The following is a 19,028-nucleotide window of genomic DNA, read 5'->3' as shown; positions in this document are numbered from 1 at the left end:
GGGACGGGCCGCGGGTAGAAATAGTAGCTATGCAGAACTCCCGCTCCACCGCGACCGCCGCCGACTGGCTCGAAGGGGCCCGACCGCACACCTGGGCCAATGCTTTCGCCCCCGTGATTGCCGGCACGGGGGCCGCCGCCTATGCCCAGGGGGCCTCGCTGCCCCGCGCCCTGCTGGCGCTGCTGGTGGCATGGGCGTTGATTGTGGGGGTGAACTACGCCAATGACTACTCGGATGGGATCCGCGGCACCGATGATGATCGCTCCGGGCCGCTGCGGCTCACCGGCTCAGGCCTGGCGGCGCCGGCGAAGGTCAAGCGCGCCGCCTTCGCCGCCTTCGGGGTGGCCGCACTAGCGGGGATTGTGCTTTCGCTGCTCAGCGCGTGGTGGCTGATCCTCGTAGGTATCGCCTGTATCGCGGGGGCGTGGTTCTACACCGGTGGCTCGCGCCCCTATGGCTATCGCGGGCTGGGCGAGGTAGCCGTGTTTGTGTTCTTCGGGCTTGTGGCCGTGCTGGGCACCGAGTTCACCCAAGCCGGCTCCATCAGTGCCGTGGGCGTGGCCTTGGCAGTGAGCGTGGGCGCGATGTCGGCCGCGGTGAACCTAGCCAATAACCTGCGTGATATCCCCTCCGATAGCGCCACTGGGAAAACCACGCTGGCGGTGATTCTCGGTGATAAGCGCACCCGCACCCTGTGGCTGGCGCTCATAGCCGTGCCGCTGGTGGCCATCCTGCTACTCGCAGTCAGTGCCACCTGGTGGTGCCTGGTGGGTCTGCTCGCAGCACCTTTCCTTGCGGCCGCCGCACGGCCAGTGCGTGGCGGCGCCACCGGCGCGGCACTCATCCCCGTGCTGGGGCTGACCGGGCGCGGGATGCTGGTGTTCTCCCTCGTTATCGCCGCCGCGCTGGCGCTGGCCGGCTAGCGCCGCTTAGCGATTGGCTAGTTCTTCCTCCACCCACTTCTTGTGGGCTTTGCGCTGCTCATCCCACTCGGCCATTTCGCCGGTGACGCGCATCCGCAGGGAGCTGAAGATCAGCAACGAGAGCGGGAAGGCCACGAGGAGGGCCAGCAGCGCGCAGATGAGCCAGGGCACGGGGGAATCAATGAGCACCGCCGCCCCCTTGATGAGCGCGGTGAGTACAACGAAGAGCACGATGCGTGCGCCCGCATACAGCGCGGAGTCTTTCCACGCGCGGCTGCGCAGCTCTGTATCCAACTCCGGTGCGTCCGATTCAACCCTGCTAGTCACAAGCACCGAGTTTAGCCGTATCCTTGGGGGAAGAAAACGTAGCCCGCATCATTGTTTGTAGAGATCGGAGTTGTCAGCGAGTGGGTCGTCTCATCGTTCTCATTCTCATCATTGCCGCCCTGGTGCTGATCTGGAAGGCCTTCGGGCCATCGAGCTGGAAACGCAACAACCAGCTCCAGCAGTCGCAGCGGCCCGTCATCAAGGGCCCCGACGATGATGAGGAATTCCTCTGGGAGCTGGAAAAACGCCAGTTCAAGGAGCGGCGCGCCCGCCAGCAGGAACTCGAGCGCCAGGCCCAAGAGGCCGAGGAGCGGCGCCGCCGCGAACGCAGGCAGGAGCAGCGCCGGCTCGAGGAGCAGCGCGCCGCCGAGCAGCAGCCTGACCCCGCCTCTGCGGATACGCCGCGAGAACAACCGGAGGATAACCCGGAGGAGAATCCCGAGGAGAAACCAGGCTCTTAGCTGGGGCTTAGGCGCGGGCGGCGGCGGCCTGTTCGCGCCGAAGAATCTCGCTCAAGTAGGCGCCATAGCCGGACTTCTCCAAACGCTGCGCCCGGATGCGCAGCTGCTCATCAGAGATCAGCCCCATGCGCCACGCCACCTCTTCTGGGCAGCTGATCTTGAGCCCTTGGCGCTTTTCGATGGTGCGCACAAAATCGCCGGCGTCCATGAGTGATTCATGGGTGCCGGTGTCCAGCCATGCGGTGCCCCGCGGCAGCACCTCCACCTGCAGCGCCTGCCGCTGCAAATAGTGGTTGTTGATATCGGTGATCTCCAGCTCGCCGCGAGCGCTCGGGGTGAGCCCGGCGGCGATATCCACCACCTCGTTGTCGTAGAAATACAGGCCCGGCACCGCGAACTGGGAGCGCGGCTGGGCCGGTTTTTCCTCCAGCGACAGCGCATTGCCCTCACGGTCGAACTCCACCACCCCATAGGCGCTCGGATCCGCCACCCAATAGGCGAAGATCGCCCCGCCCTCCACCTCGGTGAAGCGGCGCAGCTGGGTGCCGAGGCCGGCACCATAGAAGATATTATCGCCGAGAATCAACGCCACGCTGTCCTCGCCAATATGGTCCCGGCCGATGCGGAAGGCGTCGGCAAGACCCCGTGGGGCGTCCTGGGTGGCGAAACTTAAGGAGATGCCGAATTGGGAGCCATCGCCGAGGAGGCGGCGAAACTGCGGCTCATCGTTCGGATCCACGATCACGAGAATGTCATCAATACCCGCCAGCATGAGCGTAGACAGCGGGTAGTAGATCATGGGCTTGTCATAGACCGGAACCAGCTGTTTGGAGACGCCCAAGGTGATGGGCCACAGCCGGGAGCCGGTGCCGCCCGCGAGGATGATGCCTTTCACTGCTGCGCTTCCTCGTTCGCCAGCACCCACCCATCCTTGTACATGTTGAGCAGCTCCTCGCAGTCCTCGACGGTGGGCAGATGCTCGCGAGCCTCGTCCAGCCCTGGGGCGGCGCGGTCCTTATCGCTCAAAATCGGATCAGTGACCGGCCATTCGATACCGAGGCTGCTATCGAGCGGATCGATGCCGAAATCGACGTTCGGGTCGTATTCGCTGGAGGTGAGATAGCAGACGGTGGAATCGCGCACCGCGGCAAAACCATGGGCGAAGCCATCCGGGATGTAGAGGCACCGGCGATTCTCCTCAGAAAGGGTCACGCCCTCCCAGCGACCGAAGGTCTCCGAGCCGAGGCGCACATCCACCAACACATCCCAGATCTCGCCACTGACGCAGGTGACATACTTCTGCTGCCCGGGGAACACGGCGGTGAAGTGCAGCCCGCGCAGGACTCCGGCCCGGGAGACAGACATATTCGCCTGCTGCAAAGCAAAGGGGTGGCCGGTGAAGGATTCAAACTCGGTGGCCTTAAACCACTCGTGGAAGCTGCCCCGCGTATCGGGGTGCACGGTGGGCTCGGTGTAGAAACTGGGCAGGGTGGAGAGTTCATGCAGCATAGGCACCACTATAGTGCCGCGCGGCGCGAGGCTGCACCCCGCTGAGCAGTGCGGCTAGACGCCGCGAGCGGCGTAGAGCTCCTCGGAGCGGGCATAGGCCGCCTGCCACCACTGCGGATTGCGGCGATAAAACTCCACGGTCTCTTCCAACCCGGCGCGCAGCGTGGTGTGCGCCGGCGCCCAGCCGAGTTCCTCGGTGGAACTGGGATCGATGGCGTAGCGACGATCATGGCCGGGCCGATCGCGCACATACTCGATAGCGCCGCCGCCGATGATCTCGACGAGCAGCTCGGCCACGTCCCTATTGGAGGCCTCCCCATCCGCCCCGATGAGATAGGTGGAGCCGATCGTGCCGGCGTCGATAATGCGCCACACGGCGTCATTGTGATCGTCCACGTGAATCCAGTCCCGCACATTGCGGCCATCGCCGTAGAGGCGCACGGACTCGCCCTGTAGCAGCTTGAGGATTTGCCGGGGAATGAACTTCTCTGGGTGCTGATAGGGGCCGTAGTTATTGCTGCAATTAGAAATGGTCGCCTGCAGCCCATAGGAGCGCACGAAGGCGCGGATCATGTGATCGCTGGCTGCCTTCGACGCCGAATAGGGCGAGGAGGGCCGATAGGGGCTATCCACCCGGAAACGCTCCGCGGAGTCGAGGGGCAGATCGCCATAGACCTCATCGGTGGAGATGTGGTGCATGCGCACCCCGTGCGCCACCGCGCACTTGGCGAGGGTCACCGTGCCCTCCACATTGGTACGGGCAAAGACCTCGGGGTGGTCGATGGAATTATCGTTGTGGCTTTCCGCGGCGAAGTGCACCAGGAGGTCGGCGTCGTGAAGCACCTCGTGCACGAGCTGCTCATCGCAGATAGTGCCCTGCACCAGCTGCGCGTCCGTGCCGGCCAGACTATCGGGGTTGGCGGCGTAGGTGAGCGCGTCGAGGACGGTGATGCGCTCCACCTCGGGGCGAGTGAGCCGGGTGCGGCGGACAAAGTTCGCGCCAATGAAACCGGCGCCGCCGGTGACCACGAGATGCACGACAGAGGTCCTTTCTGCGCGGGCGAGGAGCGGGCGCGGTGCGGGCGCGCCGCAGTGGCCACACCCGCTCGGTACAGACAGGGGCGTTAGTTGAGGCCGGCGTAGGAGTGCAGGCCCGAGGTGACCATGTTGATGAAGAAGAGGTTGAACACCATGGTGCCGAGGCAGACCACGTTGATCCAGGCGGCGAATACGCGGCTGAAGGAGGGGATGGCGCGGGCGTGGAGATAGGCGGCCAAGAGCAGCCAGGTAACCAGCGACATGGTCTCCTTCGGATCCCAGCCCCAGAAACGACCCCAGGCGGACTCCGCCCAGATCGCGCCCAAGGCGATACCCAGGCCGAAGATCGGCAGCGCCCAAATGGCCGTCTTATAGGCGATCTGGTCCAAGACCTTCGCCGCGGGCAGCGGCCGGGCCACCCGACCCAAGAAGGTAGCGGGCTCCTTGCCCTTGGGGAAGCGGCTGCGGAAGAGGAACACCAGCGAGCCGAGGCCAGAGAGCATGCAGATAGAGGCACCGGTGACCACGGTGGAAACGTGGATGGGATACCACATGGACTGCAGGGCCGGAACCAGCGGCGCGGACTCGGCATAGAGCTTGGTGCCGCCGAAGAACATCAGTGCCAGCACCGGGGTGAGCACCCACGGCCACAGCGCCGGGATGGCGCGGGAGGTGACCATCAGCGCGGTCACCAGCATGGTGCCGAAGGTGATCACGGAGACGTACTCGTAGAGGTTGCCGAAGGGGAAGCGGGAGGCGGAGACACCGCGCAGCACCAGGGAGGTGGCGTGCAGCACGATGCCGAGGAACACCATGGTCTGCGCCATGTTGGCGAAGCGCCGCGCCTTCGCCTCCAGGTCTGCTGCCTTCTTCGTCGCGGCCGGCGACGGGGTAGCGGAGCTGCCGGACTCGGCATCCGATTCCGAGGCGGAGCTCGCTGTGCCCACGAGCGCGGGGCGTGTGGCGTCGATCGTGGCCTCCGCGGCGGCGGTGTGCTTCACGTAGTAGACGATCGCGAGCGCGAGCGCCAAGAAGTACACCACAAACGCCGAGGCGAAGGTGAGATCCGAAAACGTCGCCACAGACTGATTAACCGGCAGGGAATTCACTAGTCGTCCTATCCCGTCAAGAGTTTATTCTTCGTGAGAGTGTAGCGAACCTTAGGCCAATTTCAATAAGCCTGCCCTGCCCAGCGGGGCCCCGGCGGGAGCCGAGCGGGGGCGCGGCTAGCCCTTAATGTGCTGGGCATCCACCTCGGCGTCGAAGCTCTCATCCTCCGGATCGGGCAGCCCGTAGAGGGCGCGGGCGAGGTCGTCGTGCTCCTCGCCCCAGCCGGCGCGGTCGGTACGGGCCAGACCACCGGTTTCTACCCGGGTGCCGCCCGCAACCGGGCTGACGCGAATCCAGATGCGGCGGCGCTTGATCGCGAGCGAGCCGACGAGCCCCGCCAGGGTGATCATGGTGCTCACCAGCACCCAGATCTGGGTGGAATCGTGGCTGATCTGCAGGTTCACAAACTCCTTGGCGCCGTCGAAGGTGACGGTGGTGCCATCGTCAAGGGTGACAGACTCGCCCTGCAGCAGATTGACGCGCTCCAGCTTCTGCAGCTGGCCGGTGTGCACCAGGGAGGGGTCAAGGCTCCACAGCGACTGCCCGCGCCCGGTATCCAGCCCGGCATCGCCGCGATAGATATCGATGGCGAGGGCGGGATCACGCATCGCGGGGAAGGCGGAGGCGAGCAGCTCATTATTCTCCCCCGACCACGCGGCGGTGGGAGCAAAGAGCCCCTCGAGGGCGATCTGGTTCTGGCGGCGCTCCGAGAGCTCCTCATACATTCCCGCCGGGGGATCGAAACGCATCGCGCCGGAGGAGAGGAAGAAGGTGGGATCATCGGGGCGGAACTGCAGGGTCTGGGTGCGGCTTTCCCCATCCGGCCAGGTGACCGTGACGGTGGGGGCAAAGCCATGGCCTTGCAGATAGACGCGATCGCCGGCGATGCGCAGCGGGTGGTTCACCCGCAGCTCATAGTCCTGCCAGGTGGAGGGATCGGAATATACGTCCTCGCCCTCGGCCCAAGAGACGTTGCTGTGGAACATCTCCGCTTGGCCATTGGGCAGATAGTCGGCGGTGAAGTCGTGGACGTCGATGCAGAAGGGGTTGAGGCTGGTGCCATCGAAGGTGGCGCCGTGGCGGAAGCTGTCATAGTTCGCCACCGCGGTATTGCAGAACTGGGACTCCTCGGTATCGGCCACCACGATCACTTGGCCCTCGTAATAGCTCAAACGCCCCCAGGCCACGGTAATCAACATGCCCACCAAACCGAGGTGAAAGACGAGATTGGCCAGCTCGCGCGCATAGCCCTTCTCCCCCGCCAGCGACCGCTGTCCGCTGCGATCCTCTGTGGCCGAGTACTCCTTCAGCCGCCAGCCCTTCATCCGGCTGCGGGCCGCGGCGAGCACCTCATCCGGGCTCTCCTCCACGACGCCCTCGGAGTAGTGCGGGAGGCGCTCCAGTTTTTTGGGAGCGCGTACCGGCGGCTGCTTCATGGCCTGATAGTGCTCCCAGCTGCGCGGCAGAATACAGCCGATCAAAGAAATAAACAGCAGCACATAAATCGCGGTGAACCAGGTGGAGCTGAAGACGTCGAAAAGCTGCAGCGTATCGTAGACCTCCGCGATACGCCCATTGGTGGCAATGTACTCCTCTACCTTGGACTCATTGAGGCTGCGCTGCGGCAAGAGGGCGCCGGGGATGGCGCCCAGAGAAAGCAGGAAGAGCAGGATGAGCGCGGTGCGCATACTGGTGAGCCAGTTCCATGCGCGAACGACATAGCGGTTGAGGTTTTTCATGAGGTACTCAGCGTTGTCCTTTGAGGAGTCGGAGCCGCGGCCTAGAGCAGGGTGGTGCCGTAATTAACGGTCCACTGCCTGATCACGTTAATAAAGCTATCCCACAACCCCGTGACCAAGCACACGCCCACCACGATGAGCAGGGCACCACCGATCTTCTGGATGCTGCGGGAATGGCGTTTCATCCAGTCCACCGAGTTCATCGCCCGGGCCGACCCCAGCGCCACCAATAAGAAGGGCAGGCCAAGCCCGAGGCAATAGGCAATGATGAGCGCCACCCCGCGGGCGGCGGTGGTGCCTTGGGTGCCGACTGCCACGGAGATGATCGCTGCCAGCGTGGGGCCGAGGCAGGGGGTCCAGCCGAGGGCGAAGACCCCGCCGAGCAGCGGCGCCCCCACCCAAGTGGAGATGCGCTTCGGCTGCAACCGCGTGTCTTTTTGCAGCGCCGGGATATAGCCCATGAACGCCACGCCCATGATGATGGTGATGACCCCGCCGATCCGCTGCAGCGTGGTGGCCTGCACGGTGAGCGCCTGAATGGTGCCGAAGACGGTGACGGTGGCGAGCACGAACACCACGGTAAAGCCTAGGATGAACAGCCCCGCTGCCCCGGCTACGCGGGCGCGGGAGCCGCGCACCACGGCGCCGCCGCGCGCGTCATAGCTGATCTCGCCGCCGACCACGCTGGCGAGATAGGAGATATAGCCCGGCACCAGTGGCACCACACAGGGGCTGGCGAAAGACACCAGCCCTGCGAGCGCGGCGGCGAGCAGCCCCAGCAGGAGGGGGCCGCTGGCCACGAGGTCAGCGACGGCGTTGGTGTCCACTCAGATCCTTAGCTCAGTTCTTGGTTCACTGCCTCGAGCAGCTCGGTGTCCGTGACTTCTCGCAGGAACACGTGTGCGGGGCGGTGCTGTCTATCCAGCACGATGGTAGTGGGGATCACGGTGGCGGGAAAACCGCCGAGCGCCACTGCCGATTTGAAGGGCGGATCGTAGATGGAGGGATAGCTCACCCCATTGTCCTTCACGAAGTCCCGTGGCAGCTGCACATTGTGGTCGCGGACATTGATGCCCAGCACGGTGCCGCCGCGGGGCTCGATATCCTCCTGCACCCGCTGCAGATCATCTGATTCGGAGCGGCAGGGAGCACACCACTGGCCCCAGGCGTTGAGCACCACCACCTGGCCCTCGTAGTCGTCCAGGGAGATTTCTGTGTTCTCGTCCAGCAGCGAGGGCCCCTTGAGCGTGCCGATGGGGGCGCGCTCCTCTTCCGGGTAGTAGATATCGGTTTCGCCGCCGGGGGCCACGAAGGAGAAGGTTCCACCCACGGCCACGGCATCATCGCCGGTGCTGCAGGCGGTGGCCGTGGCGGCGGCCGCCACCAGGCTCAGAATCAGTGCCGTAGTGCGCTTCATGAGATGTCCCGTGCAGGTTCGGTGTAGTGCATGTCCATGATCTCCTCGCCGTGGAAGACCAGCGAGGTCACGGACGCCAGGTTGCAGCGGCGCAGGGCGGGGTTGTGATGCAGCGGCAGGCCCTGCAGATGGCGCTGCACGCAGACAATCGGCAGCTGGTGGCTGATCACAATGGCCTCATGCCCGGCGGCGCGCTCGCGAATATCGGCGATGGTGTCCATCATGCGCTCGGCGATGTGCTCATAGGGCTCGCCCCAGGAGGGCACGCGCGGATCCACCAATAGCGGCCAGCGCACCGGGTTCCACAGCTGGGAGCGCCAGGATTTGATGCGCAAGCCTTCGAAGCGATTGCCGGCCTCCAGCAGGCCCTCATTGGTCTGCAGCTCACGGCCCGTGACCTGCTGAAAGGGCTCGGAGGTTTCGCGGGTGCGCTGCAGCGGGGAGCTATACAGCTGGGTCACGTCATGGCCGGCGAAGGAGGCGGCGGTGGCGGCCGCCTGGGCCCGGCCCCGCTCCGATAGGTGATAGCCGGGCAGGCGGCCATAGAGGACGCGCTCCGGATTGTGCACCTCACCATGGCGGACCAGGTGCACAATGGTGGTCTCGGGGGTGCTGGCCACGTTAGGCTCCATCCTTGGTTGGGGTGGCGGCGGCCGCTGCCTCGGCGGCCGCTGCGAGGGCCTTCTCGATGGTCTCAAAGTCGCGGTCGCTCAGGGCGGTCGAGACGAACCAGGTTTCAAACACGCTCGGCGGCAGGTGCACGCCGTGCTCCAGCATGGCGTGGAAGAAGGCCGGGTAGCGGAAGGTATCGGCGCCCTGCATATCGGCGAAATTGTGGCCCTCGCCCTCGGCGAAGCGCACCGACATCATGGTGGTGGCGCGCTGAATGTGGTGCGCCACTCCAGCCTTGTCCAGCGCCGCGTGGGTGAGGCTGGCCAGCTGATCGGCATTGGCGCGCACCGTGTCATAGATGTCTGCGCTGGCATTATCCAGCGAGGCCTTACCGGCGGCCACCGCCACCGGGTTACCGGAGAGGGTGCCTGCCTGGTACACGGGGCCGTGCGGGGCTAGGTATTCCATGATGTCGCGGCGGCCACCGAAGGCCGCGGCGGGCAGCCCGCCGGAGACCACCTTGCCGAAGGTGGTGAGATCGCCGGCCACGCCATCGACGCCGTACCAGCCCTGGTAGGAGGTGCGGAAGCCCGTCATCACCTCGTCCATGATCAGCAGCGCGCCATACTCGCCGCACAGGGTCTTGAGCTGCTGGTTGAAGCCCTCCACCGGGGCGACGGTGCCCATATTGCCGGCGGCGGCCTCGGTGATCACACAGGCGATATCCTCCGGGTGGGCGGCGAAGGCGGCGCGCACCGCCTCGATGTCGTTATAGGGCACCACGATGGTATCGGCGGCGGAGGCACCGGTGACACCCGGGCTGCCGGGCAGGGAGTAATCGGCCACACCCGAGCCGGCGGCGGCAAGCAGCGCATCCACGTGGCCGTGATAGCAGCCCTCGAACTTGATGATCTTCGACCGGCCGGTAAAGCCGCGGGCCAGGCGCACCGCCGACATGGTGGCCTCGGTACCGGAGTTCACCAGGCGTACCTCGTCCACCGAGGTGCGATCCACGATGGTCTGGGCCAGCTCGACCTCGCCGAGGGTGGGCGCGCCGAAGGACAGCCCCTTCTCCACGGCCTTCTTCACGGCTTCCACGATGGCGGGGTGGTTGTGCCCGAGCAGCATCGGCCCCCAGGAGCAGAAAAGATCCACGTATTCATTGCCGTCCACATCCACCAGCGTGGAGCCGTGGGCGTGGTCGATGAAGCGGGTCTGGCCTCCCACGGAGCCGAAGGCCCGCACCGGAGAATTCACCCCGCCAGGGATGAGATTCTGCGCGCGATCAAAGTACTCAGCGGAGTGCGAGGTGCTAAAAGTCATGTGCTTCATTGTAGACGTCTCCAGCAGCACGCTTATCGACGCCCACTTCCACCCCTACAGCCGCTCGGACACACCCAGAAGCGCGCGGGCGGTGGAGCGCGCATGGGCCACCACGGCGGGCACACCCACGCCGCCGATCCATGCTCCGGTGACCGCCACATCCGTATCAGCGGCAAGGGCCTCCTGCACGGCGGCAACGGTATCGAGGTGGGTGTGGGAGTAGCGCGGGATCCCGCCGTACCAGTACTGGGTGTAGATCTCACTCAGCCCGGCAGCGCGACCATCGAAGCCGGTGATGGCCTGCAGATCGTCCAGGGCCCAGTCCACCAGCTGGTCCTCATCAGTGCGCAGGTAGGAATCATCGCCATAGCGGCCGAAGCTGGCGCGCACCAGCGCCCCGCCGCGGGCGGCCAGGTGCGGCCACTTCTTCGAGGAGAGCGTAAAGGCCTTGGTGTGCACATTCGGCTCATCGGCGGCGATGAGGATGCCGGAGTTATCGGGTAGGCCGGTGGCATCGTCGAACTTCATGCCCACCACCACCGAGCCGGCCAGCTCGACCTGCTTGGCCGCGGCCGCCGCTGCCGGGTTGTGCTGCTTCAGCAACAGCGCGGTAGTGGGTGCCGGGGTGGCCATAATGACCTTGTCGTAGACCTCGTCCTCGCCGCCTATGAGGCGCAGCCCGCCCTCGCAGCGCTGCAGGCCAGTGATGAAGGCATCGACGAAGATCCTCGCCCCGGAGCGCTCAGCCAGCGCCTCATAGAAGGTGGCATAGCCGCCATCGAAGGTGGCGAAGATCGGAGTCGGCTCGGTGGCCGGGGCGTCGCTGCGGGCCGCACGCGCGGCGGCGCGCTGCTCATTCATCTTCTTTACCGCCCCCGAGAGCGTGACCTTCTCCCCCGCCTCGACCATGGCGTCGAAGGTACCCGCCAGCGCTGGGATGGTGGCGCGCACGCCCAGGTCATCGGCCTGGCAGGAATACACCCCGCCCAGCAGCGAGCTGAGCACATGATCCACCACATCATCGCCATAGCGCTGGCGCACCAGCTCTCCGACGCTGAGGTCCTGCCCCACCGTCCACGCGATGGGCTCCTGCTCGCCCTCAGCGTCGATGCGGGCAGCCGTCTCGGCGGAAATCAGCTCCCGGATCTCGGCGGCGGTGGCGGGAATTCCCATCGCCCCGCCGCGAGGCAGCGGATGCAGCTCCTCTCCCGAGTACACCAGCGAGCTGAGACCGGAGGGGTAGCGCAGGCTATCGCTGAGCCCCAGCTCCGCCACGAACTCCTTGATATCTGGGCGCAGGTTGAGAAATGCCTCAGCACCCATATCCGTCGGCCCCGAGGCGAAGGGCACCGTGAACAGCTTCCCGCCGATCCGGTCCGCGGCCTCATACACATCGATCTGCGCGGAGCTATCGTGCTTGTTCAGCTCATAGGCTGCGGTGAGGCCGGCGAGACCGGCACCGACAATGGCGTACTTCATGGTTGCTGATGTCACTTCCTAAGTCTCGTGGATGATCTCGACGGCGCGCGTGATCATCTCTGCGTTGGTGCTGGGCAGCACCCCGTGTCCCAGGTTGAAGATATGGCCGGTGGCATCCCCGGCCGCGATGGCCCGCTGGGCCTCGCCCGTGATGCGCTGCACCTCGGAAGAAATCACCTCTGGCGAGGTAAAGAGCATGGCGGGGTCCAAGTTTCCTTGGAGCACCTTGGGGCCGGCGGCGGCACGGATGCGCGAGGCGGCGTCGTCAAGCGGCACGCGCCAATCCACGCCCACCACCTCGGGGCCAGCCTCGGCCATCGCACCCAGCAGCTCGCCGGTGCCCACGCCGAAGTGGATGCGCGGAATGTCATATTGCTCGATATGCGCGAAGATTTCCTGCGAGTAGGGCAGAACGAACTCGCGGTAGTCGCGCTGGCTGAGGAACCCGGCCCAGGAATCGAAGAGCTGCATGGCGTCGATGCCGGCGTGCACCTGGGTATCAAGATAGCCCAGCACGGTGGGCACGATGCGGCGCATGAGCGCATGCCAGTTCTCGGGATCGGCGTGCATCATGGCCTTGGTCTGCTCATGGTTTTTGCTGGGCCCACCCTCGATGAGATAGCTGGCGAGAGTAAAGGGGGCGCCGATAAAGCCGATGAGGGCCTGCTGATCAGTGAGCTCATTGAGGATCAGGCCAATGCCCTCGACGATCTCCTCCACATCGTGATCGAGAATCGGCAGCGCCGAAATATCCGAGGCGCAGCGGATCGGCTGCTCCACCACGGGCCCGCGGCCGGGCACAATATCGATATCGAGGCCCGCGGCCTTGAGCGGCACCACAATATCGGAGAAGAGGATCGCAGCATCAACATCATGCCGGCGGACCGGTTGCAGGGTGATCTCGGCCAGCAACTCCGGCATGAAGCAGGAGTCCAGCATGGCGATGCCCTCGCGCACCTTGCGATATTCCGGCAGCGACCGCCCTGCCTGGCGCATGAACCACACCGGGGTGCGGCTGGGAGTGCGGCCATGCGCGGCGGCGAGCAACGGTGCGGAAGGGATCGAGCGGCGGCGGGCAGAGGCGGAATCTGTCATAGTGTTCCATCATGCCCTACCCGTAGGACACGTCGCTAGCGAGTTGCCCCTTGCCGGAGCACGGCTGCCCTGCGGGCCCGGCGCGGGCGCGGCGCGGGCTCAGCCGAGCACGGTTTCCAGGGCGGTCGCCGCAGCCACCACGGCCAGCAGCGTGGCGAAGGCCAAGGTGAGCTGGTAGGGGCGCACCCGCCGGGTCAGCGGCTCGCCCAGGATGCCGCCCACCACCGAGGCGGCGGTAAAGATCAGCACGGTCAGATAGTCTCCGCCGAAGTCGGTACCCACTCGCGCCGCCAGCCCCGCCAGAGCGCTGATAATCATAATCACCAAGGAGGTTCCGGCGGCCTGTTGCATCCGCATGCCGAGCGCCAGCACCAGCACGGGCACCACGATGAAGCCGCCGCCGACGCCGAAGAACCCGGTGAGAAAACCCGTGGCACAGGCCAATGCCACCACCAGCCACCAGGGGCGAGAGGGCGCCGGTGTTGCCGCGGTGGTCTCGGGCTGGGCGCGATCGCGCAGCCCCCGCCAGCCCATATAACCGGCCACCACAGCCAAGAGCGCCGCGAAGAGCACCAGGAGCAGATCGGGGTTCACCAGCACCGATACCCGCCCGCCGAGGAAGGAGCCCAGCACCGTGAGCAGGCCAAAGCTGGCGCCGCGACGCCACGCCACCGTGCCGTGGCGGGCGTGGCCGACAAGGGAGAACGCGGCCGTGGTGGCCACGATGATGAGGGATCCGTAGGTGGCATCGTGCGGGGCGAAGCCCAGCAGGAAGATGAGGGCGGGCACGGAGAGGATACCGCCGCCGGCACCCAATGCGCCCACCACGAGCCCCACCCCGAGGCCAACGACGATGGTCAGAAGGATCATGGTGTCTAGGGTAGGCGTCGATACGCTAGAAGCGTCGCGCCTGCTGGGAGGACCACTCCGTGATGAAGGAGCTGGTGAGCATGAGCACGGTGGCGGCCATGGGGTGCAGCAAGCCGGCGGCGGCGAGCAGCATGGCGGTGATGTTATACACCCAGGCGAACATGAGGTTGCGGTCCACGAGGGCACCGACGCGGCGCGCTAGGTTGAAGGCCTCGGGGATGGCGGAGACGTCCTGGCGCAGGATCACCACATCGGCCTCGGGCACATCGAAATCATCGCCGGGCTGGACGAGCAGGCCCACATCGGCCACGTTGAGCGGGCCGCGCACGGACTCATCGCCCACCATGCCCACCACGTTGCCGCGGGTGTGGACGCTGCGGACCGTGACGGTCTTCTTCGCCGGGGCGATGCCGGCGAGCACCTTGGAGATGCCCATGAAGTTCGCCAGGCGGCGCGCCACCGGATAGGCGTCGCGGGTGAGCATGACGGTTTCAATGCCCATCGTCTCTAGCTCATCGATGGCGTCCATGGCATCGTCTTTGGGATCCGAGTGCATGGTGATTACGCCACGCGGTTTGCCCTTCCAATTGACCACCAGCGGGGTGCCGCCGGCAGAAATCGCTAGGGCCAGGCGGCCCTCGAGATCGGACTCATCGCGCGGACGCCACAACGAGGCCTCCACCTGGCGCAGCTCCGTTTTCCCGCGGGCGACCTCGATGGGGATTTCCACGAGCCCGGTGAAGGTGCCGTGCTCATCCACATGGGCTTGGGAGACATCGATCCAGTGCGGAATCTCCTCGCCGCCGGCCCCGCGGTCGCGGGCCTCGCGGGCGGCCTTGACCAGGGCCTTCGACACCGGGTGATCGGACTCCATCGATAGCGCCGCAGCCACACGCAATACCAGCTCGGGGTTCTCGCGATCGCTGGCGATCACGGTTTCCACCGACATGGTGTCCTTGGTCAGGGTGCCCACGCGGTTGAAGATCACGGTATTGACCCGCTCCATCACGCGGATGGTCTCGGAGTTACGAATGAGCAGGCCCTTGCGGGCACCCGACTCGATGCCATAGCGGGTGGCCAGTGGTGCGGAAATGGCGAGAGACACCGGCGCCACGCAGGCGAGTATGGCGAGCGCCGTGGCGAAGGCGACATTGTAATTCCCGCGGATGAGCAGCCACATACAAAAATCCACGATGGCGATGGTGACTGCCCAGGGCACCAAGAGGGAGGCGGACCGGGTGGCCAGCTGTGCGGAGTGGTTTTGCACGGCCGTGGACTCGTCGATCCAGCGCAGCATCGCGGCCAGCCGGGTGGCGGAGCCGGAGTGGCGGACGCGAATCTTCAGCGGCCCGCCCAGGTTGGTGGAGCCGGCATACACTTTGGAATTCACCTTCACGGTGCGGGCGTCCTGGTGGCCGTCATCACTATCTACTGCCGAGCGCAGCAGCCCCGAAGCCACCGTGGACGCGCCGCCGACAACGCGGCCATCGCAGGGAATCACCCCGCCGGTGGGCACCAGGATGTCATCGCCCACCCGCAGCTCCTGCACGGGCACCACCTGTTTGACGGCGGCGGCGCGAGGGCCGGCTTTGCGCACCACCGTGACTTCATACATGGTGCCCTCGTGCTCGCGGCGGGCGTCTTCCACCAAGTTGGAGCGGGAGTGGCGCATGGCGATGCGCCCGCCCAACAGCAGCACCGTCATGCCGCAGGCCACGTCTAGGAAGAGCTCTCCATCGAGGATCGAGGGGTAGTTATAGGCGAACCAGCGCGGTTCGGAGGTCCAGCCGATCGAGCCGGCCGGGGTGAAAAAGAGCATGATCATGGACCAGCCGAAGGCGGCGATAATGGCGGCCGCACTGGCCGCGTCCAGCGCGGACATCTTCCGCCGCAATCCCCCCAGCGCCGCCCGGTGGAAGGGCCAGGCGCCCCAGGTGACCACGGGGATAGATAGCGCGAAGCTGATCCACTGCCAGTAGTTGATCTGCAGGGAGGGCACATAGCTAAAGACCAAGATGGGGATGGTGAGAACGAGGCTCACCAGCAGCCGATCGAGGGTGACCAGCCCGCGGGCGGTGAAGAGCACATCGGCATTATCGTTGCGCTCCAGGGTGAGACCCAGGTGCCGGTTTTCGGGGTTGGCCTCGGTGAGTGCCTGCTTGGTGCCTTTGATCCGCTCCAGCAGGGAGCTGCGGTGCGGATGCCGCTGCGCGTGGTGCACCGGCGGGGCGATGAGGCGGTCCGCGCGACGACGCAGCGAGCCTTCCGTGAGCTCGGCCCGCACCCCCATATTGGCCAGCTTCTCAATGATCGTCTCGGGCGGGATGCTGGTGGGCGCGGTGATCCACGCGATCGAGTTGGTGTAGATCAGCGAGGCCCGCACCCCGTCGATGCACTCCAGTGCCTGTTCCACATCCCGTGCCGCGGCGGCCGAGGAGAGTCCTTGTAGCTCGAGGGCAAAGGAGATGAGCTCCGAGCCCTCGCGGGAGGCGAGACGCTGGGAGGCGAGATCAGAGGAGGAGGCATCGGTGTTCAATCCGGCGAGGCTGGCCGCTTTTTTGGCCTCTTTGATGGCCTCGTCCATATCTCGCCAGTCCGCGCGTAGGGCGGCCGGGCTGAGATCGGCGCGACTGCCATTACTCAGGGGGCTCATTATTTACTCCTCGCTCTCGCGATCAGGGGCGGACTCGGGATGAGAATTCTGGGCGCGTTTTTTCCGCCACGCGCTGCAGGCGGCCACATAGTCATTTGCCGTGGGGCGGAAGATGGCCAGCCCACCGAGCGCCAGCACCATCGGTATCAGCCCGAAGGATAGCCCGACGAAGCGGAAAACGAAGGCCATCACGTCGAGCACGATGACGATGGCGAGCACGAGCAAAAGGATGCGGCGCGAGCGGATGGAACCGGAGTGCAGCTGCGCGGCGAGGCCCGCTATCACCAGCCCTAACACCATATTAAAGAAGCCGACGATGCGTTGATTACGCACCACGCTGTCTTGGAACTCCAGCGGCGCAGCGGGATCCCCCTGATAGCCGGCGGTAGTGACCACCAGCCCGGCGAGGATCATCAGCGCCGCCCCGGCGAGCAGGAGGAAAAATCCCACCCGAATACTGGTGGGGGCTACTGGCTGCGGGGCCGAGGCGGGGTGAGTCATGGCGATATCCTTCAACAGCAAGGGGTCGGGCAAAGCAGCGGCGGGGCCGCTAGCGCTCGGTCTCCGTGGGTTCGATCCACGTCTTCGACTCGGGGCGGGAGAAGAACACCAAGCCCAGAACCGCGGCCACGCCCACCACAATTTGCAGGGAGCCGTCGATGAGGAATTGCACCGAGTTCGGATCGGACATCGGCGGCGGAGAGAAGAACACGAACAGCGCCCGAATGGTGAAGTAGATACCAAAGAAGGTGAGCAGGCGCTTCGCGCTGGGCGCTTTCTCCCGAGCGCGGGCGATCACATTCACCATCCACGCCACAATGGCCAAGATCGCGAAGGCAAAGAGCATGATGACCACGTAGTAGCCGATCACTGCCAGGTTCAGGGCGGTATCTCCCAGGTTCTCTAGCTGGGACACTTGCTCCGAGTCCATGGTGGAGATCACTTGGGAGGCGACCTCGCGGGGGTTCATGGCGGTGGTGAGCACCAGCACCACATGCCGCAGCACCTCGGCGATAATCAGCACCCACCACACCTTGACGGCGAGGTCGATCGATTCCGGCCGCTTCTTCGGCTCCTCACCGGCCGGGCGCCCGCCCTGTGGCGGCTGCTGGCGCTGATCGCTACCTGGTCCCGCCGGCCCGTGGGAGGGCTGGGGGTCCGGCTGCGAGTCCCAGGGACGCGAGGGGCCGCGGCGCGGGGTGCGTGGGGTGCGATCACCAGGGCGCTCTGGTTGCGGCGGCTGCGGCTGGCGCTCTGGCTCACCGAGCCCGCTGGGGCGTTCCGGCGGCGGCGCATCGGGGACGGGCTGGCCGCCAGGCGTGGGCTGACCGCCCATCCCGCCGGGGCTGCTGGGTGGTGGTGCTGGGGTGTGGTTGTGCACAGCTGACCTATCTGGCTCTGGGGTGTCTGGTCTCGTCTTTAGCCGCAGCTACGGGCGAGGTCCACGGCAAAGTAGGTGAGAATCTGGTCGGCGCCGGCGCGCTTAATGGACAGGGCGGATTCCATCATCACGGCGTCGAGATCAATCCAGCCATTGCGGGCGGCGGCGTGAATCATGGCGTACTCGCCAGAGACCTGGTAGGCGGCCACGGGCACCTCCACGCGCTCCTTAACGGCGGCCAGCACATCCAGATAGGGCAGGGCGGGCTTGACCATCACGAAGTCGGCGCCTTCTGCCACATCCAGATCGACCTCCAGCAGGGATTCGCGGAAGTTCGCGGGATCCTGCTGATAGGTGCGGCGATCCCCCTGCAGGGAGGAGCCCACAGCATCGCGGAAGGGGCCGAAGAAGGCGGAGGCATACTTGGCGGAGTAGGCCATGATGGCCACGTCCTGGAAGCCGGCGCTATCGAGGGCCGCGCGGATGGCGGAAATTTGGCCATCCATCATGCCGGAGGGGCTCACAATGTGGGCGCCCGCCTCGGCCTGGGCCACGGCCATGCGCTGATAGCAGGGCAGGGTGGCGTCATTATCCACCACGGTGGCCCCGAAGCGATCAGTGGTGAGCACCCCACAGTGGCCGTGATCGGTGAACTCATCGAGGCAGGTATCGGCCATCACCAGCACATCGTCGCCGAAGCGCTCCCGTACTGCCCGCACTCCGCGGTTGAGGATGCCGTCCTCGGCCCAGCTCTGCGAGCCGTTATGGTCTTTGCTGTCCTCCACCGGAACGCCGAAGAGGTCGATGCAGCGCACCCCCGCCTCGGCGGCCTCCTCCACGGCGTGCAGCAGGGAGTTTTCCGTGTGCTGGTACACCCCCGGCATGGAAGAGATTTCATTCGGCGCGTCGATCTTATCGGCGATAAACATCGGCAAGATCAGATCACTCGGGTGCAAGCGGGTCTCGGCCACGAGCTCACGCATAGTCGATGAGCTGCGTAGACGGCGCGGACGGCGGAGCAGTCCGGCATCGTAGTGTGCGTCGCGGGCCCCAGCAGTATTCTCGGAAAACTCAGACATGCTTCCTACCTT

At 65.6% G+C, this 19,028-nt stretch carries 19 protein-coding genes; 2 read left to right on the top strand and 17 right to left on the bottom strand.

All coding sequences use genetic code 11. The features are described 5' to 3' along the window. The first annotated feature begins 29 nt into the window (after positions 1-29). Complete coding sequence (locus tag KR227_RS08895) at positions 30-923, top strand: 1,4-dihydroxy-2-naphthoate polyprenyltransferase (protein WP_218365011.1); 894 nt, start codon at positions 30-32, stop codon at positions 921-923. 6 nt (positions 924-929) lie between these two features. Here the strand turns inward: KR227_RS08895 and KR227_RS08890 are convergent, their stop codons facing one another. Then, positions 930-1,250, bottom strand: coding sequence for a DUF4229 domain-containing protein (locus KR227_RS08890; RefSeq protein WP_370625216.1), 321 nt, complete (start codon positions 1,248-1,250; stop codon positions 930-932). A gap of 80 nt (positions 1,251-1,330) precedes the next feature. Here KR227_RS08890 and KR227_RS08885 point away from each other — a divergent pair, with 80 nt between their 5' ends. After that, positions 1,331-1,711 (top strand): hypothetical protein, encoded by a 381-nt coding sequence (locus tag KR227_RS08885; protein ID WP_218365010.1) that lies wholly within the window; start codon positions 1,331-1,333, stop codon positions 1,709-1,711. Positions 1,712-1,718: 7 nt separating this feature from the next. On the opposite strand, the gene rfbA is transcribed toward KR227_RS08885, so the two are convergent. From rfbA to hemB, 16 genes are all read right to left on the bottom strand, one after another. Beyond that, positions 1,719-2,606: a glucose-1-phosphate thymidylyltransferase RfbA gene (rfbA, locus tag KR227_RS08880; protein ID WP_218365009.1), complete on the bottom strand. Its 888-nt coding sequence runs from the start codon at positions 2,604-2,606 to the stop codon at positions 1,719-1,721. Further along, positions 2,603-3,220, bottom strand: a complete 618-nt coding sequence (gene rfbC / locus KR227_RS08875; RefSeq protein WP_218365008.1) for a dTDP-4-dehydrorhamnose 3,5-epimerase — start codon at positions 3,218-3,220, stop codon at positions 2,603-2,605. Before rfbC ends, rfbA begins: the two co-directional genes overlap by 4 nt. A gap of 54 nt (positions 3,221-3,274) precedes the next feature. Continuing rightward, positions 3,275-4,258, bottom strand: coding sequence for a dTDP-glucose 4,6-dehydratase (rfbB, locus tag KR227_RS08870; protein WP_218365007.1), 984 nt, complete (start codon positions 4,256-4,258; stop codon positions 3,275-3,277). A gap of 86 nt (positions 4,259-4,344) precedes the next feature. After that, the gene (gene ccsB, locus KR227_RS08865) at positions 4,345-5,358 is read right to left on the bottom strand and encodes a c-type cytochrome biogenesis protein CcsB (protein ID WP_218365159.1); all 1,014 of its coding nucleotides are present in this window, start codon (positions 5,356-5,358) and stop codon (positions 4,345-4,347) included. A 126-nt stretch (positions 5,359-5,484) separates the two neighbouring features. Next, a complete protein-coding gene (locus KR227_RS08860; protein WP_218365006.1) occupies positions 5,485-7,107 on the bottom strand; it encodes a cytochrome c biogenesis protein ResB in 1,623 nt (540 codons plus the stop codon). A 41-nt stretch (positions 7,108-7,148) separates the two neighbouring features. Then, a complete protein-coding gene (locus KR227_RS08855) occupies positions 7,149-7,934 on the bottom strand; it encodes a cytochrome c biogenesis CcdA family protein (protein ID WP_218365005.1) in 786 nt (261 codons plus the stop codon). An 8-nt stretch (positions 7,935-7,942) separates the two neighbouring features. After that, positions 7,943-8,524 (bottom strand): TlpA disulfide reductase family protein, encoded by a 582-nt coding sequence (locus tag KR227_RS08850; protein ID WP_218365004.1) that lies wholly within the window; start codon positions 8,522-8,524, stop codon positions 7,943-7,945. Further along, positions 8,521-9,156 (bottom strand): histidine phosphatase family protein, encoded by a 636-nt coding sequence (locus KR227_RS08845; RefSeq protein WP_218365003.1) that lies wholly within the window; start codon positions 9,154-9,156, stop codon positions 8,521-8,523. The genes KR227_RS08850 and KR227_RS08845 overlap by 4 nt, the downstream gene beginning before the upstream one ends. Next, complete coding sequence (hemL, locus tag KR227_RS08840) at positions 9,146-10,459, bottom strand: glutamate-1-semialdehyde 2,1-aminomutase (RefSeq protein WP_151529326.1); 1,314 nt, start codon at positions 10,457-10,459, stop codon at positions 9,146-9,148. Before hemL ends, KR227_RS08845 begins: the two co-directional genes overlap by 11 nt. Before the next feature lie 54 nt (positions 10,460-10,513). Beyond that, positions 10,514-11,938, bottom strand: coding sequence for a protoporphyrinogen oxidase (locus KR227_RS08835; RefSeq protein ID WP_218365158.1), 1,425 nt, complete (start codon positions 11,936-11,938; stop codon positions 10,514-10,516). A gap of 18 nt (positions 11,939-11,956) precedes the next feature. Next, positions 11,957-13,033, bottom strand: a complete 1,077-nt coding sequence (gene hemE, locus KR227_RS08830; protein ID WP_218365002.1) for a uroporphyrinogen decarboxylase — start codon at positions 13,031-13,033, stop codon at positions 11,957-11,959. A gap of 99 nt (positions 13,034-13,132) precedes the next feature. Continuing rightward, positions 13,133-13,903 carry a sulfite exporter TauE/SafE family protein gene (locus KR227_RS08825; protein WP_218365001.1) on the bottom strand — a complete coding sequence of 257 codons (771 nt, stop codon included), beginning with the start codon at positions 13,901-13,903 and terminating at the stop codon, positions 13,133-13,135. A 25-nt stretch (positions 13,904-13,928) separates the two neighbouring features. Beyond that, a complete protein-coding gene (locus tag KR227_RS08820) occupies positions 13,929-16,556 on the bottom strand; it encodes a cation-translocating P-type ATPase (protein ID WP_218365000.1) in 2,628 nt (875 codons plus the stop codon). Positions 16,557-16,559: 3 nt separating this feature from the next. After that, a complete protein-coding gene (locus KR227_RS08815; RefSeq protein WP_218364999.1) occupies positions 16,560-17,057 on the bottom strand; it encodes a hypothetical protein in 498 nt (165 codons plus the stop codon). 49 nt (positions 17,058-17,106) lie between these two features. After that, on the bottom strand, positions 17,107-17,937 hold the full coding sequence (locus KR227_RS08810) for a hypothetical protein (RefSeq protein ID WP_218364998.1): 831 nt from the start codon (positions 17,935-17,937) through the stop codon (positions 17,107-17,109). A gap of 38 nt (positions 17,938-17,975) precedes the next feature. Then, entirely contained in the window at positions 17,976-19,016 is a 1,041-nt protein-coding gene (gene hemB / locus KR227_RS08805) for a porphobilinogen synthase (RefSeq protein WP_218364997.1), read from the bottom strand. Between the last annotated feature and the right edge of the window lie 12 nt (positions 19,017-19,028).

The organism is Corynebacterium sp. TAE3-ERU30 (genome assembly GCF_019209925.1).
GTDB lineage: Bacteria > Actinomycetota > Actinomycetes > Mycobacteriales > Mycobacteriaceae > Corynebacterium > Corynebacterium megadyptis.
The sequence above is the reverse complement of the archived record's forward strand: the minus strand, read 5'-3'. Positions and strand labels throughout refer to the sequence as shown.

Coding starts and splice junctions, on each gene's coding strand:
- KR227_RS08815 (WP_218364999.1), bottom strand. CDS start 17,057: ATGACTCACCCCGCCTCGGCCCCGCAGCCAGTAGCCCCCACCAGTATT.
- KR227_RS08825 (WP_218365001.1), bottom strand. CDS start 13,903: ATGATCCTTCTGACCATCGTCGTTGGCCTCGGGGTGGGGCTCGTGGTG.
- KR227_RS08895 (WP_218365011.1), top strand. CDS start 30: ATGCAGAACTCCCGCTCCACCGCGACCGCCGCCGACTGGCTCGAAGGG.
- hemL (WP_151529326.1), bottom strand. CDS start 10,459: ATGACTTTTAGCACCTCGCACTCCGCTGAGTACTTTGATCGCGCGCAG.
- KR227_RS08860 (WP_218365006.1), bottom strand. CDS start 7,107: ATGAAAAACCTCAACCGCTATGTCGTTCGCGCATGGAACTGGCTCACC.
- hemE (WP_218365002.1), bottom strand. CDS start 13,033: ATGACAGATTCCGCCTCTGCCCGCCGCCGCTCGATCCCTTCCGCACCG.
- KR227_RS08850 (WP_218365004.1), bottom strand. CDS start 8,524: ATGAAGCGCACTACGGCACTGATTCTGAGCCTGGTGGCGGCCGCCGCC.
- KR227_RS08845 (WP_218365003.1), bottom strand. CDS start 9,156: ATGGAGCCTAACGTGGCCAGCACCCCCGAGACCACCATTGTGCACCTG.
- rfbC (WP_218365008.1), bottom strand. CDS start 3,220: ATGCTGCATGAACTCTCCACCCTGCCCAGTTTCTACACCGAGCCCACC.
- hemB (WP_218364997.1), bottom strand. CDS start 19,016: ATGTCTGAGTTTTCCGAGAATACTGCTGGGGCCCGCGACGCACACTAC.
- KR227_RS08835 (WP_218365158.1), bottom strand. CDS start 11,938: ATGAAGTACGCCATTGTCGGTGCCGGTCTCGCCGGCCTCACCGCAGCC.
- KR227_RS08820 (WP_218365000.1), bottom strand. CDS start 16,556: ATGAGCCCCCTGAGTAATGGCAGTCGCGCCGATCTCAGCCCGGCCGCC.